Source organism: Flavobacterium sp. MMS24-S5, from assembly GCF_050320125.1.
Classification (GTDB): Bacteria; Bacteroidota; Bacteroidia; order Flavobacteriales; family Flavobacteriaceae; genus Flavobacterium; species Flavobacterium tyrosinilyticum.
Map to the genome: position 1 here is coordinate 4,634,671 of NZ_CP190016.1, position 14,452 is coordinate 4,649,122.

Below are 14,452 nucleotides of genomic sequence, written 5' to 3' on the forward strand. Positions count from 1 at the left end.
AAAAAAACTATTTTTTCTTCTTAGGCTCTTCTTTTTTTACTGTTTCAGATGCCATTGTTTTTTTCTTGTAAATCGGAATAAAGTAGGAAACTGTGTAGTTGAAACCAATTCCAAAACTTCCATCATAAGTTCTGTTAAAACCTGGAATATAAAGGTTTTCAAAATTATTTGGTTCTTTATTAGAAGTCAGAAGTTTAAGCTGAACACCGAAACCAACAAATACATTTTTCACAACTTGGGCTTTTAGTCCTAATGCAACTTCAATCCAAGTAGCGGTAAGTCCGCTATATTTATTGTCTGTTGCTATTGGAGGTAGCTCTCCCCAATACGGATTCGGGTTGTAGATCTTATAGCTATGCAATTCTTGCGCAAAACTACTAAATCCGCCACGGAGTCCTATCGTGATCAGGTTTTCCATATCAAGCCAGTTTTGATAAAAATTATAGTCAAAACCTGCTTTTATATAAGTTCCGTTAGCAGAAGAAGTCAAACGGTCATCTTCTGTAGTTTTATCTTCGTAGCCTAATTCTGCCGCTAAGAAATACTTTTTGGTTAATCGCCAGTCTCCAACAAATTCTACTCCTTTATAATCTTTGTCATAAAGGCCACGAGTAAGTTTGTACAAATCAACACCAACACGAAGTCCGTAACGGTCTGTTTTTACAACGCTATCTTTTAGGGCTTGAGCTTCCTGAATTTCTGGTTTTGCCGTTTTTACAGTTTCTGTTTTTGGCTTTTTAGTCGCTACTGTGTCCTTCAAATTTTTAGAAATCTCAGGAACATCCTGCGCATAACCTAAAAACATTGAAAACAATAATGAAAGACTAGAAATAAACTTTAATGTGTGTTTCATTTTCAGATTCAATGTTAGGGTTTTCTAAATCAACTTCGGTCATCCAAAACGTATCTCCGTCTGGATCAGTATGTACAAAAGGCAGAATATTTTTTAGCTGAAAAATAGTTTTAAAGCCACAAGCTCTCGAAACATATACATTTTGCGTGTTATAGTTAAATTTAATAACATCAGTGTTGATGGCTGTGGTGCTTAACGAACTGTAAATAAACTTAAAGGTTGCTGTAGTGTCATTTACCTTTAACGGAATTGATACCGTACTTCCGCTGGTTACATATCTCAATGAATCATCTTCTGCAAGACTTTCATTAAAAACAATCCCTTCTTCCATTCCGTCACCAATAACTTTTAAGTTGGTAACATTTTTTGTTTTCGTCGGACTAGAAATATCATAAAATGTCATAACCAATCTTGGTGTAGTTGGTGTATTGGCATCGCAGATATCATCTTTCTCGCAGCTAGATAAGCCGAAAGTGAAGAGCAGTAAAAGAGAGATTAATTTTTTCATGTATTTTTTATCGAAGTTCTAAAAGTACAACATTTTCAACATGATGCGTCTGCGGAAACATATCTACAGGGCGCACACGAGTTACTTTGTATTTTTCATCCATTAAAGCTAGATCGCGTGCTTGAGTTGCAGAATTACAGCTTACATAAACCACTTTTTTAGGAGCAATTTTTAAAATTTGCTCTACAACATCTTTATGCATTCCGTCGCGAGGCGGATCTGTAATAATAACGTCCGGTTTTCCGTGCTGTGCAATAAAAGCTTCATTAAAGACTACCTTCATGTCACCAACAAAAAACTCGCAATTTGTAATATTATTGCGTTCTGCATTGGCTTTAGCATCAATAATAGCTTCAGGAACACTTTCTACTCCAATTACTTTTTTTGCTTTTTTAGAAACGAACTGAGCAATGGTTCCAGTTCCTGTATATAAGTCATAAACTACTTCATTTCCTGTAAGTCCAGCAAAATCTCGTGTTATTTTATACAATTCGTAAGCTTGATCAGAGTTGGTTTGGTAGAACGATTTAGCATTAATGCTAAATTTTAAACCTTCCATTTCTTCCAAAATGTAGTTTCTTCCTTTGTAAAGAATGACATCCTGATCGTAAATTGTATCGTTTGGTTTTCCGTTTACAACATATTGTAATGAAGTAATTTGAGGGAATTTCTCGTATAAATGGTCAAGAATTAATTCTCGGTTTTCTTTATCTTCTTCAAAAAACTGAATCAAAACCATGATTTCTCCAGTAGAAACTGTACGAATCATAACCGTTCTTAATAATCCAGAATGTTCTCTCGGATTAAAAAACGCTAAATTATGTTCGTTTGCAAAAGCTCTAATTTCGTTACGAATGGCATTTGAAGGATCTTCTTGTAAATGACATTTGTTGATGTCTAAGATCTTATCCCACATTTTAGGAATATGAAAACCTAAAGCGTTTCTGTTCCCTAAATCTTCAGTGCTTCCAATTTCTTTTTCAGTTAACCAACGGCTGTTAGAAAAAGAAAATTCCATTTTATTTCTATAGAAAAACTGTTTCTCAGAACCTAAAATATCTTCAAATTCTGGAAGTTCGATTTTTCCTATTCTTTGTAAGTGATTTTTAACTTCATTTTGTTTAAATGCAAGTTGTTGGCTGTATTTCATATTTTGCCATTTGCAACCACCGCATACACCAAAATGCTCGCATATTGGTTCAACTCTATATTCAGATAATTCGTGAAATTTTACCGCTTTACCTTCGTAATATGCTTTTCTTTTTTTAGTGTCTGTACGTCTACAACATCTCCAGGTACGACATTCGGAATAAAGATAACTTTTCCGTCAGGTGCTTTGGCTACTGAAACCCCTTTTGCACCAGCATCAAGAACTTGAATTTGATGAAAGACAATTTTGTCTGTATTTTTTCTTCCCATAGCGCAAAAATAAGCCTTTGAAAACTTTTACAAATTTAATTTTAGAAAAAATTTAGAAATTCTTCAAAATATTAGTTTAATTGGGGATAAAAGCTAATTTTGTTTTCGTAATAATCCCAATAAAATTACATATTAACCTGCTATTTTTATCTTTTTATGAAGTTGTATCACAAACTTTCACAAATCAGCTTTCTAAAAAAAAGTTATGCTTTCAAATTTTTATTTGTTGCTTTTATCGGTATCCATATTCCCTTAATCGGAATCTTGTTTTTTGTTCTATTTTTTGAGCATAAAGTATCCTCAGCTTCTATTCTTGTTTTTTCTTTAATTATGACATTGCTGGCAACAGCAATAACGCTTTTGGTTTTAAATAAACTGATAAAGCCAATTGCTATAGCTTCAAAAGCGTTAGATGACTATAGAGATTCAAGAAAAATAGCTGCTTTGCCAACAGAATATACAGATGAAGCAGGTCTGCTTTTGTGTAACATACAGGAATCTATTAACGAAGCAGAGAATTTTATAAACGAAAAGCAGGATTTGGTTTATATGCTTTCGCATGATTTGAAAAATTTTGCAGGAAATCCGCAAGGTTTAGCGAAGCTTATTATAAGTGAAGAACCATCAGAATCGGTTAAAAATATGGCCGAGCTAATTTGCGAATCGACTGAACTGCAATTTAGATACATCGAAAATTTTATCAAATTGCTAAAAGAACAAGACGATGTTGTAAAAGTAAACCCAGAAGTGAAGGCGGTTTTGTTTTCGAATATTGTGCCTTTTATTAACGAACAAGTCGAACAGCGTTTGTTAGATAAAAATATAAAAATGGATTTGGTTTTGGAATGTAATGAAGCAAAACTGAAGATAGACGAGGGGCTTTTGGTTCAAGTATTGGTAAATCTAATAAGCAACGCTGTTAAGTTCTCTTATTTTGATAGCGAAATTAAAGTCAGAATCTTTTCTGCAGATTCAAAATTGATTATGACGGTAAAAGATTACGGAATGGGTTTTGATCGAAATCAGATTGAGGAACTATTTAAAAAATTCACTAAAATGAGCCGTTTAGGAACCGCAAACGAAGGTTCGACAGGAATCGGATTGTATTTGTGCAAAAAAATCATAGAAAGAAACAAAGGTCGATTGACCGCATCTAGCGAAGGAAAAAATAAAGGTGCAGAATTTAAGATAGAATTCGACGTTTAGATTCTAAAAAAAATAAGACTGTAAGATTTTATTCTTGACAGCTTTTTTTTATATTTTAATAGTAATAACTTACCAAAGCTGATGAACAGAAGGTTTGATAAGATCATTATAGATTTTATTCATTGCTGAAATCTGCTCTGAAGTTAATTTTGGAGTGTCATAAACCGATAAATTTGATAAAACATGTTCTGTTTTGGATGCTCCAGGAATAATACAGTTTACTTCATTAAAACTCAAAATCCATTGTAACGCAATTGCGGCCAGATTTTTTGATTCTGGAAATAAAGTTTTTAATTCTTCAACAGCTTTTAATCCTAATTCGTAATCAATGCCAGAAAAAGTCTCGCCTTTATCAAACGCTTCTCCGTTACGATTAAAATTGCGGTGATCCTGAGGGTCAAAAGTTGTTTTTGCATCAAATTTACCTGTTAAAAGACCGCTTGCTAATGGAACTCTGGCAATAATTCCGATATCTTTCTTTTTAGCTTCCGCGAAAAACAATTCAGAAGGTCGCTGACGAAACAAATTGAAGATAATCTGAACCGTTGTTACGTTTGAATATTCAATGGCTTTTAAAGCTTCTTCGACTTTTTCAACACTTACACCGAGGTTAAGAATTTTTCCCTGATCTTTTAGTCTATCAAAAAGTTCAAATATTTCTGGACTATAATAAACTTCAGTCGGCGGACAATGCAACTGAATTAAGTCAAGCGTTTCTAATCCCGTTCTTTTTAAACTGTCTTCAACAAATTTTTGAAGTACTTTTGGCGTATATCCTTTATTAACATGAGGATTAATTTGGCGTCCGCATTTTGTGGCAACAAAAATACGTTCAGAACGAGAACGAACCACTCTTCCAACAGCAGTTTCGCTTAATCCATTTTCGTAAACATCTGCCGTATCAATAAAGTTTACGCCATTATCAATAGCAGTATTCAAAAGTTCATCGGCAGTTTTATCATCAAAACCCGATCCCCATTTTCCGCCAACTTGCCAAGTGCCAAGCGAAATTTCAGAGATATTAAAGTTTGTTTTTCCTAGTTTTCTGTAGTTCATTTTTTTAAGATTCTAAGGTTCTAAGTTGCTGAGATTCTAAGTTTTTTTTTCTAAAGTTGCTGAGATTCTGATATACAAAGTTTTTTCAGTTATTCAAATCTTAGCATCTTAGAACCTTAGCAACTTAGTATCTTTTTAGTCAAATAAATCCGAAGACAAATAACGATCGCCGCGGTCGCAGATAACGGCAACCACAACTCCAGATTCTAATTGTTCTGCAATTTTTAAGGCAACTGCAACAGAACCTCCGCTGCTCATACCAGCAAAAACACCTTCTTCTAGCGCTAGTCTTTTGGTCATTTCTCGTGCTTCTTCTTCGCTCACATCTACAACAGTATCGACTTTAGAAGCATCAAATATTTTAGGAAGATATTCCTGTGGCCATTTACGAATTCCAGGAATCTGAGAACCATCACTTGGCTGTGCGCCAACGATCTGAACATTTGGATTTTTTTCTTTCAAATAAGTAGAAGTCCCGATAATAGTTCCTGTTGTTCCCATTGCCGAAACGAAATGCGTTACCGTTCCGTCAGTATCATTCCAAATTTCAGGTCCTAGTCTGTTTTGTAATGCGCTTTCCAGTTATCATCATTCGCAAACTGGTTCAGCATTAAATAGCCTCCTTGCGCTACTTTTTTATCTGCATAATCTCTAGAACCAATAATTCCTTCGCTTGCAGGCGTAAGAATAACTGTTGCGCCATAAGCACGCATAGTTTGAGTGCGCTCTTTGGTAGAATCTTCTGGTAAAACCAGTTCGATTTCAATGCCGAATAATTGAGCAATCATAGCCAGCGCAATTCCAGTGTTCCCGCTGGTTGCTTCAATTAATTTATCTCCTTTTTTGATATCGCCTCTTTCTAATGCTGCAGCAATCATATTGTATGCCGCTCTATCTTTTACGCTTCCTCCAGGATTATTTCCTTCTAGTTTCAGTAAAAGTTTTACATTTTTATTTTTAACTAGATTGACCGTTTCCATCAAAGGAGTATTGCCAATTAGGTTTAATAATTTATGTGAATTCATGTTATTTTTTTTCTTTTATTTTAACGTCAGTCGTAGTGGTGTTTAAAACGATAGAATCTTCCGGAATAGATTTGGTAACCCATGCATTTCCTCCAACAACACTGTTTTTTCCAATTACAGTTTCTCCGCCCAGAATTGTTGCATTGGCATAAATGCAGACATTGGCTTCAACAGTGGGATGCCTTTTTGCATTTTTCATGTCTTTGCTTACGCTTAATGCACCAAGCGTAACACCTTGATAGATTTTTACATGTTTCTTGATAACGGTAGTTTCACCAATTACAATGCCGGTTGCATGATCAATAAAAAATGGCGATGCAATATCGGCTCCAGCGTGAATATCTGTACCAGTAATTCTATGTGCGTATTCGCTCATTAATCGAGAGAATAATAATAAGTCTAAATGATATAATTCGTGACTAAGTCTGTAAATTGCAATGGCATAAAAGCCTGGATACCCCAAGTACACTTCATCAATGCTGTTTGATGCAGGATCGTTTTCAAGAATATATTCGGCATCTTGATTTAGTTTTTCTAATACTCCAGGAAGTTTCTCCAAAAAGCGATCCCAGATAGATTCGCATAAATTTTGAGGTTTTTTACAAGCCAAAACCGCAATTTCTTTAAAGCGAAACTCTAGTTCATCAATGCTTTCGTCAAGTGCCGCATTCGAATCAAAAAGCGTGTAAAAAAGCTTTTCTGTAAAGTCTTCTGTTTTGGTTTTAATACCGTAATTTATGTGTGAGTGGCTCTTTAAAGCTCTTATATTTTGTATGATATTGTCTTTTGTCACAATGGTAAAAATGAATGAATAATTTTGGAACGTTAAAAGTAAGGCGTTTTTTGGAAATAAAATCACGATTTAACGAAAGAAATTTACTTTGAAAGGTTTGATTTGTGATAAAAAGCAAATTCTAAACGGTTCTTATTTATGCAATTCTTAAGAAGTTAATTGCGTAAATTAGCTTTCAAAATATACTAAAATGAAAAATAAACCAACATTTAAGAGTGCAATTTCTGGCAATTCTTTTGATGAAAATGAGAAAGTTTATGGAAGAGCAATTCATGATCCTATTTTGGGATTGATTAAAAAGGAATATCCCGATTTTAATGCCGAAGATTGCATTTCTATAAATGAATTGAATGTCTACCGCCAGAAATACATTTCGAATTATCTTTCTAGTGAAATAGGAGCGCTTTCGGCAATGGAGAAAAATGTCATTTCTTCGTTAAAAGAAGATAAATCGATTGTGAGTATTGTAGAAGATGAGGAAGAAACTAGAACTTTAGGGCAAAAAGTGGCCGATAAAGTGGCTGATTTTGGCGGGAGCTGGACTTTTATTATTTCGTTTGTAGTTTTTATTACGATTTGGATTGCTTCAAATGTTTATATTTTTCTAAACAAAGGTTTTGATCCCTATCCATTCATTCTTTTAAATTTAATACTTTCTTGCGTTGCAGCTTTGCAGGCGCCCGTTATTATGATGAGCCAAAACCGTCAGGAAGAAAAAGATCGCAATCGCGCTAAAAAAGATTTTATGATCAACCTGAAATCGGAATTGGAGATTAGATTAATTCATGATAAAATTGATCATTTAATTATGCATCAGCAGCAAGAACTAATCGAAATTCAGAAAGTGCAAATCGAGATGATGAATGATATTTTGGATCAGATTAAGAAATAGAAGTTTCTTAAAATTCGAATTTTTTTAAATCCCAAATTCCAAAAGGAGCGAAGCGACTTTTAGAAAATCTAAAATCTAAAATCTAAAATCTAAAATCTAAAATCTAAAATCTAAAATCTAAAATCTAAAATCTAAAATCTAAAATCTAAAATCTAAAATCTAAAATCTAAAATCTAAAATCTAAAATCTAAAATCTAAAATCTAAAATCTAAAATCTAAAATCTAAAATCTAAAATCTAAAATCTAAAATCTAAAATCTAAAATCTAAAATCTAAAATCTAAAATCTAAAATCTAAAATCTAAAATCTAAAATCTAAAATCTAAAAATAAAAGTGTTTGAAATAATAGCCGCCGAGCATAAAAATGAAATTTACCACAGCAATGTTCCAAACGATTTTTTTGTAATTTCTTGATTTATCTAAGAAATGAAACGCGATAAAAAGGAAGAGTAAAAGACAAGTATAAATGGCTGGATACATTTTAAAAGCACCAAAAAAATCACCTTGAAAAAGTAAGAATAAAGAGCGCTGAAATCCACATCCTAAACAGTCATAACCAAAGAAGGTTTTGAATAGGCAAGGGATCATGTATTTCTCTAAGCTCATGGTGAATCTTTTTTGCAATTTTACTAAAAAAATATGACAAACGTTTGGAGTGGTATAGAACAAGTACTTGAAAGTTTTATACTTTTGAAATCTTAAAATACAGGAAGGATGAAAACTTTTAAAATTATAATAATGATTCTTGCAATTTCGGTTGCGCTTTATGAGCAAGTTTCAGAAGAAAAAAACATCTATATCATGATTGCTGCAATTGTAGTTTTCATGTTCGGAATGATGCAGCTTAGTGCTAAAACACCAAGTAAAAATAACGATAAAGAAGAGTAGAATGCTGGCAAAAGGAGATAAGGTTTCTGTACTTGATGAAGCCATAAACGGAACGGTGATTTCGGTTAAAAACAATGAAGTTTTGATTGAAACTGAGGATGGATTTATGATGACATTTTTAGTCAACGAACTGATTAAAATACAAGAAACCAGTAATTTAATGAATTCTATTAAAAGAATTGATTTAGATGAAGTTTCAAAAGAGAAAACAGAGCCAAAACCGAGAAGTTTTGTTAAAGAAAAGAAAGATAAACGCGATGTTGGTGTTCCGGAATTTGATTTGCATATCGAAAAATTGGTTCCAAATAAACGCGGAATGTCTAACTATGATATTTTGACATTACAGACCGAGACGGCAAAAAGACATATCGAATTTGCGATTAGAAATCGCATTCCGAAAATCGTTTTTATTCATGGCGTGGGTGAAGGAATTTTGAAAGCCGAACTTGATTTTTTATTAGGCCGTTATGACGGAATTGATTTCCAAGATGCCAATTATCAAAAATATGGACTTGGAGCAACCGAAGTTTATATAAGGCAAAACAATAAATAATAAGGCTTGCTTTAGTACAAAAGTTTCATTATAAAACATAAAAAAAACGTCTGTTTTTTGTCGTGATTTAGTTCTAAAATCATTTCAAAAAACAGACGTTTTTTTGTAAGAATTATTTTTTGTAAAAAATATACTTTTAGTTGGTTGCTTGTCGTTCAATTTTTCCAAGAACGAAGCTGTTTCCAAGTTTGAAATTACTTTTTCCTTTTAATAAAATTACATTTTTAAGGACAATTGTGTGCGTATAAACTTGACCTAATGCATTAGGTGATACAGTAGTGGTTACTTCTATAATTCCGCTTATGTTTGCTACACCAAATTGGCCTGTCCATGTTTCATCGATAGCAGGAGAACTTGGTTGTACTTTAGCGCAAATAAAAGCTGGTGTAATAGATCCAGTTTCTGTCAATGCAGTTCTGTAAAATACTTTGTTTTGTGTTGCTGTTATTAAACTTGTACGTGGTTGGTTACTAGCTGTTACTTCATTGACAAATAGTGCAGGATCTATATCTTCAATCGATAAATAAAATGAATTGTTGTAATTATAAGTTTTGTTGTCACATTCATAAGCCGAACCATTCGGATTAGTTTTGAAAGTCAAATCAGCCTTAGTTACATTTGTGTTGTATGTTCCAAACACAAATTCAGCTTCTGTTTGATTTCCAGCTGGTTTTGCAAATGTGATATTTCTAAAAATAATACTATGTTCGTAACCCTTTATTCTTGTGCTTCCGTCAGTTGCACTTGAATCTACTAGTTGAGTTGTTGCAACTTCAATCAAACCTTCAACTGCATTCCATTCCTCGGTCACTTTTGGAGTGGTAGGAGGTATTGCACCACAAATATTATCCTTTGCTACAGTTCCGTCATAAGCTCTATAAACTACACGATATGATCCTTTTCCATTTGCGTCGATAGTATACGTGTAGGTTCCTTGATCATTAACAATTGCTCCTGCAGGTAATTGAAGCAAAAGTGCTTCCTGAGATTTTAGTTTATAAATTAAAGTATTGGTTAACGGATCACAGGCTGACGATTCCTGTACATCAGCAAAATCTATTTCGTCTACAGTTAAATCTCCATCATCGCATCCATTCAAGAAAAGAGCAAATAATAGGAGGGCAGCATATTTTTTCATCGTAAAATTTATTTGGGTCAAAAATAGTGAAAAAATTGCCAAATGATATTTAAGATTTGACAATTGATATTTCTTAACTTTGCAGCAATGAAAAAAGTATATCTAGATAATGCCTCAACAACTGCCATGCGTCCTGAAGTAATTCAGGAAATGACAAAAATAATGCTTGAGGATTACGGAAACCCATCGTCTACACACAGTTTTGGTCGAAATGGTAAGACCATATTAGAACTTTCTAGAAAGAGTATTGCAAAACACTTAAATTGCACTGCTCAAGAAATAATTTTCACCTCTGGCGGAACAGAAGCCGACAACTGGATTTTACGCTCTGCTGTTGAAGATTTGAAGGTGGAGAGAATTATTACTTCAAAAATTGAACATCATGCTGTTTTGCATACTGTTTGGGTGCTTCAGGAAGAATACAATATTCAAGTTGATTATGTAAATGTGAATGCAGACGGTAGTCTAGACCTAACGCATTTGTCTAATTTATTATCCGAAGAAAAAAAGACTTTGGTTAGTTTAATGCATGTCAATAACGAAACGGGGACAATTTTAGATTTAGATCGTGTAAGTTTGATTTGCAAGCAGTATAATGCTTTATTTCATTCGGATACAGTTCAATCTATTGGAAAAACGGAAATCGATCTGCAAAAAACACCTATTGATTTTATTTTGGCGAGTGCACATAAATTTCACGGGCCAAAAGGTATCGGATTTGCTTTTATTCGAAAAAATTCTGGTTTACAGCCTTTGCTTTTTGGAGGAGAACAAGAAAAAGGCCTTCGCGCAGGAACAGAAGCAGTGCATCAGATTGCTGGTATGGCAAAAGCTTTGTCTATTTCATATGGAAAATTAGAAGAAGAAAGGAGTTATATTTTAGGTTTGAAAAATTATCTAATAGAACAATTAGAAATTCATTTTCCAAATTTCAGAATTAACGGAAAAAAAGAAGATTTCTATAATATTATCAATATCATTCTCCCGTTTTCATCAGATAAAACTTCGATGCTGCTTTTTAGTTTAGATATGAAAGGAATTGCAGTTTCTAGAGGAAGCGCTTGCCAGTCTGGAAGCATTAAACCTTCGCACGTTTTAAACGAAATGCTTTCGGAGACCGATTTAAAATTGCCAAATCTCCGAATTTCATTTAGTCACTACAACACCAAAGAAGATATTGATTGGCTTATTGAGAGTTTGAAAACGGTATAAGTTGCTAAGATACTAGGTTCTGAGATTCTAAGTTTTTTTAACCGCAGAGTGCGCTAAGAATTACGCAAAGGTCGCTAAGATTTTTTAGAACCATAAAATGAAAAAGTTCGCAAAGCTTGTTTTGATAAAGCTTTGCGAACTTTTTTTAACTCTAATTTAGATTCTCAATAAGACCTTCTTTGCGTACTTTGCGGTAAAAACTACACTCAAAGTTTTTGAAACCTGAAACCTGAAACAAAAAAAAGCTATTTACGAATTACTTTTACCTGAGAATCTTTGGTTAATTTGATTATCGTAGAAGATTTTCCGTTGATTTTATCTTGGTTTAATTTCACCACATAATCAACACCTTTAATGATTTCTGGGCTAATGTCCTTGAAAGCTATTGGTGTTGGTTGTCCAGAAATATTAGCAGAAGTAGAAACCAAAGGCTTTTTCATTCTTTCCATCAATTTGAAGCAGAAAGGTTCTTTTACCAATCTAACTCCTAGTGATTTGTCTGCAGCAATAATATTTGGAGCAACGTTTCGCGCATCATCAAGAATTAAAGTAGTTGGTTTCTCTGATAAATCCCAGATTTGCCATGCAACTTCAGGAATCTCTTTAAATACATTGTACAGCATCTTTTCGCCATTCATTAAAACAATCATGCTTTGTGTTTCTGCACGCTGTTTTAACTTGTAGATTTTAGCAACAGCTTCTGGGTTTGTAGCGTCACAGCCAATTCCCCAAACCGTATCTGTTGGATATAAAATGATACCGCCTTCCTTAATTACTTCGTATGCGTTGATAATTTCTTCGTTCATTATAAATGGAATATGTAAAGTGCAAAATTAATTTTTTTATTTGGTAAAAAAATCAAATTTACTTGGCAATAATTAAGTTTTTGTAATTTATAAGATTATTTTTGCACTTAAAGTTAAAATACCAAATAGCAAAAAATCCAAGCCGTAAGCAGTTTTGCTTTAACCCAAAACCATATGAATAAAGTATTAGCAAAAGTAGTCATTCCTGTATACAAGGAGTATTTTGGAGAATTAGAAGAAAAATCATTTTTACAAGGCTGCAAAATTTTAAAAGATTATGAAATTGTAATTGCGCATCCAGAAGGATTAAATTGTTCTTATTTGACTGAAAAATATGAGAATTTAACTTTCAAAAGTTTTCCTAAACATCATTTTGCTACTATAGATGGTTATAATGAGCTTTTGCTATTGCCTGAATTTTACGAGCCTTTTTTGGACTCAGAATATATATTGATTTATCAGCTTGACGCATTCGTTTTTAGAAATGAATTAGCAGAATGGTGCCAGAAAGGTTACGATTATATTGGAGCTCCCTGGATTGCAACTCCTGTAGATACTTTTGGGAAGAAAATATTGAATGCAATTACTAAAAATTTCAGATCGGCAAAGAAAAAAGAGCGCGAACAGATTTTTTATAAAGTAGGTAATGGCGGATTTTCATTACGTAAAGTGGCTTCGCATTTTGCTATTGCAAAAGAAAAAAGCCAATTTATAGCAGACTTTTTAAAAGCAGATAAAAAGCCAATTTATGCTACAGAAGACGTTTTTTGGTCTTTAAAAGCTCCCGAATTTGATTCAAATTTTAGAATTCCGGATTATAAAGAAGGCGTGCTTTTTGCCATTGATAGAAAACCAGAAATTGCTATGAAAATAGCTGGCAACAAGCTTCCTTTTGGTTGCCATGCCATTAACAAACCTAAAGTGAATAAATTCTGGAAACCAATTTTAGATCAATATTAATTTAAGCTTTTGTAAAAATCATAATAGTTTTTTTGCATTATGCTGAGATTATGATTTTGACTAACGAGCTGAAAAGCATTGGTTTTTATTTTTTCCTGTAAAGATGGATTATTTATAATTTTAAGTACGCTATTGGATAACGTTTCGGTATCTTTTAAATCGGCTAGAAATCCCGTTTCACCGTTTGTAATGACCTCTGGGGTTCCGCCGGCTTTAGTACATACTACAGGAATTTTACAGGCGAAAGCTTCATAGATAGTCAATGGAAGCCCTTCGGTTATAGAAGTTAATAGAAAAATATTAAATTCTGGAAGTAAATCGGCAGTATTTCGATATCCAGTAAAAAATAAATCATGCTCTAAATCATTTGCGATAGCATAATTTAGCAGCTCTTCTTTAAGACGACCATCTCCAATTACAATAAATTTTATGGAGTCAGAAGTGTTGGTTTTTAGCTTAATTAATTTAGCTGTGTCAATAAAAGTGTGTATGTCTTTTTGACTTGTGAGAGCGGCTATATTTCCCACTATTTTGGTTTCTGGTGCAAAATTAAACTCTTTATGAAGCAGATTTTGATTTGTCTTTTGAGCAAATTGTTCAACATCGATAGCGTCATAAATTGTTATAAGGCGGCTTTTGTCTACAATTTTTTCAAAAATAGCTTCAACAGCCTTAGAAACGCATATAATTTTATGAATTCTAGGATGCGAATATTTATATCTGTTTAAAAATTTGTCTTTAATTTTATTGTTTCTTTTTCTGCTGAAGATTAAAGTAATTGATTTATTTAAAAATTTTAAAGCAATAAGGGCAGCAGTTAAAGAAGTTGAATCATGTATATGCAATACGGTTATCGATTCTTTTTTGCAGATTTTAATAATAGATAAAATCAGACTGAATAATTTGAATCGGTTTGTTTGGTAAGTAAAAAAATTAGCGTTGTCATTTTTGCAGATAGCCGCTAAAACAGCTTTATCGGGACATAAAATATATTGTTTTAGATCCGTTTTATGAGCTAATAGCTTGTAGATTGTATACATTTGCGAATCGCCGCCTCGAAAGTCAATCATCGAGGTAACATTTAATATTTTCATTGCTTTAAATTTTTACAAATATATAAGAAAAGGATTACTTTTTGTAAAAA

Annotated in this window: 14 protein-coding genes and 2 pseudogenes; 6 read left to right on the top strand and 10 right to left on the bottom strand. The window is 33.0% G+C overall.

What is annotated here, in order from left to right:
* Positions 1 to 7 precede the first annotated feature (7 nt).
* The 3 genes and pseudogenes from ACPWTF_RS21290 to rlmD all read right to left on the bottom strand — a co-directional run bounded on the left by ACPWTF_RS21290 (position 8) and on the right by rlmD (position 2,780).
* Positions 8 to 853 (bottom strand): DUF6048 family protein, encoded by an 846-nt coding sequence (locus tag ACPWTF_RS21290; RefSeq protein WP_379797760.1) that lies wholly within the window; start codon positions 851 to 853, stop codon positions 8 to 10.
* Complete coding sequence (locus tag ACPWTF_RS21295) at positions 825 to 1,361, bottom strand: DUF6452 family protein (RefSeq protein WP_095930945.1); 537 nt, start codon at positions 1,359 to 1,361, stop codon at positions 825 to 827. The genes ACPWTF_RS21290 and ACPWTF_RS21295 overlap by 29 nt, the downstream gene beginning before the upstream one ends.
* A gap of 7 nt (positions 1,362 to 1,368) precedes the next feature.
* Positions 1,369 to 2,780, bottom strand: a pseudogene (gene rlmD / locus ACPWTF_RS21300) (23S rRNA (uracil(1939)-C(5))-methyltransferase RlmD).
* A 330-nt stretch (positions 2,781 to 3,110) separates the two neighbouring features.
* Here rlmD and ACPWTF_RS21305 point away from each other — a divergent pair.
* Positions 3,111 to 3,986, top strand: coding sequence for a sensor histidine kinase (locus ACPWTF_RS21305; protein ID WP_427872937.1), 876 nt, complete (start codon positions 3,111 to 3,113; stop codon positions 3,984 to 3,986).
* Between the two features lie 69 nt (positions 3,987 to 4,055).
* On the opposite strand, the gene ACPWTF_RS21310 is transcribed toward ACPWTF_RS21305, so the two are convergent.
* The 3 genes and pseudogenes from ACPWTF_RS21310 to epsC form a co-directional block, all read right to left on the bottom strand.
* Complete coding sequence (locus tag ACPWTF_RS21310) at positions 4,056 to 5,042, bottom strand: aldo/keto reductase (protein WP_427872939.1); 987 nt, start codon at positions 5,040 to 5,042, stop codon at positions 4,056 to 4,058.
* A gap of 135 nt (positions 5,043 to 5,177) precedes the next feature.
* Positions 5,178 to 6,067 (bottom strand): annotated as a pseudogene (gene cysM, locus ACPWTF_RS21315) (cysteine synthase CysM).
* 1 nt (position 6,068) lies between these two features.
* The gene (epsC, locus tag ACPWTF_RS21320) at positions 6,069 to 6,860 is read right to left on the bottom strand and encodes a serine O-acetyltransferase EpsC (RefSeq protein WP_095930983.1); all 792 of its coding nucleotides are present in this window, start codon (positions 6,858 to 6,860) and stop codon (positions 6,069 to 6,071) included.
* Between the two features lie 190 nt (positions 6,861 to 7,050).
* Here epsC and ACPWTF_RS21325 point away from each other — a divergent pair, with 190 nt between their 5' ends.
* The gene (locus ACPWTF_RS21325; RefSeq protein WP_427872941.1) at positions 7,051 to 7,752 is read left to right on the top strand and encodes a DUF1003 domain-containing protein; all 702 of its coding nucleotides are present in this window, start codon (positions 7,051 to 7,053) and stop codon (positions 7,750 to 7,752) included.
* Positions 7,753 to 8,072: 320 nt separating this feature from the next.
* On the opposite strand, the gene ACPWTF_RS21330 is transcribed toward ACPWTF_RS21325, so the two are convergent.
* Complete coding sequence (locus ACPWTF_RS21330) at positions 8,073 to 8,357, bottom strand: DUF2752 domain-containing protein (RefSeq protein ID WP_427872943.1); 285 nt, start codon at positions 8,355 to 8,357, stop codon at positions 8,073 to 8,075.
* 108 nt (positions 8,358 to 8,465) lie between these two features.
* On the opposite strand from ACPWTF_RS21330, the gene ACPWTF_RS21335 reads away from it, so the two are divergent.
* Together ACPWTF_RS21335 and ACPWTF_RS21340 are read left to right on the top strand one after the other, a co-directional pair.
* Positions 8,466 to 8,639 (top strand): hypothetical protein, encoded by a 174-nt coding sequence (locus ACPWTF_RS21335; protein WP_008462622.1) that lies wholly within the window; start codon positions 8,466 to 8,468, stop codon positions 8,637 to 8,639.
* A gap of 1 nt (position 8,640) precedes the next feature.
* Complete coding sequence (locus ACPWTF_RS21340) at positions 8,641 to 9,192, top strand: Smr/MutS family protein (protein WP_427872945.1); 552 nt, start codon at positions 8,641 to 8,643, stop codon at positions 9,190 to 9,192.
* 136 nt (positions 9,193 to 9,328) lie between these two features.
* On the opposite strand, the gene ACPWTF_RS21345 is transcribed toward ACPWTF_RS21340, so the two are convergent.
* Positions 9,329 to 10,330 (bottom strand): hypothetical protein, encoded by a 1,002-nt coding sequence (locus tag ACPWTF_RS21345; RefSeq protein WP_427872947.1) that lies wholly within the window; start codon positions 10,328 to 10,330, stop codon positions 9,329 to 9,331.
* 87 nt (positions 10,331 to 10,417) lie between these two features.
* On the opposite strand from ACPWTF_RS21345, the gene ACPWTF_RS21350 reads away from it, so the two are divergent.
* Complete coding sequence (locus ACPWTF_RS21350) at positions 10,418 to 11,542, top strand: cysteine desulfurase family protein (RefSeq protein WP_427872948.1); 1,125 nt, start codon at positions 10,418 to 10,420, stop codon at positions 11,540 to 11,542.
* Between the two features lie 245 nt (positions 11,543 to 11,787).
* Here ACPWTF_RS21350 and ACPWTF_RS21355 read toward each other — a convergent pair whose 3' ends face one another.
* Positions 11,788 to 12,348, bottom strand: coding sequence for an L-threonylcarbamoyladenylate synthase (locus ACPWTF_RS21355; protein WP_427872950.1), 561 nt, complete (start codon positions 12,346 to 12,348; stop codon positions 11,788 to 11,790).
* Between the two features lie 174 nt (positions 12,349 to 12,522).
* On the opposite strand from ACPWTF_RS21355, the gene ACPWTF_RS21360 reads away from it, so the two are divergent.
* Entirely contained in the window at positions 12,523 to 13,308 is a 786-nt protein-coding gene (locus tag ACPWTF_RS21360) for a DUF5672 family protein (RefSeq protein ID WP_427872951.1), read from the top strand.
* Here the strand turns inward: ACPWTF_RS21360 and ACPWTF_RS21365 are convergent.
* On the bottom strand, positions 13,305 to 14,402 hold the full coding sequence (locus ACPWTF_RS21365) for a glycosyltransferase family 4 protein (protein WP_427872952.1): 1,098 nt from the start codon (positions 14,400 to 14,402) through the stop codon (positions 13,305 to 13,307). The genes ACPWTF_RS21360 and ACPWTF_RS21365 overlap by 4 nt on opposite strands.
* Positions 14,403 to 14,452 lie beyond the last annotated feature (50 nt).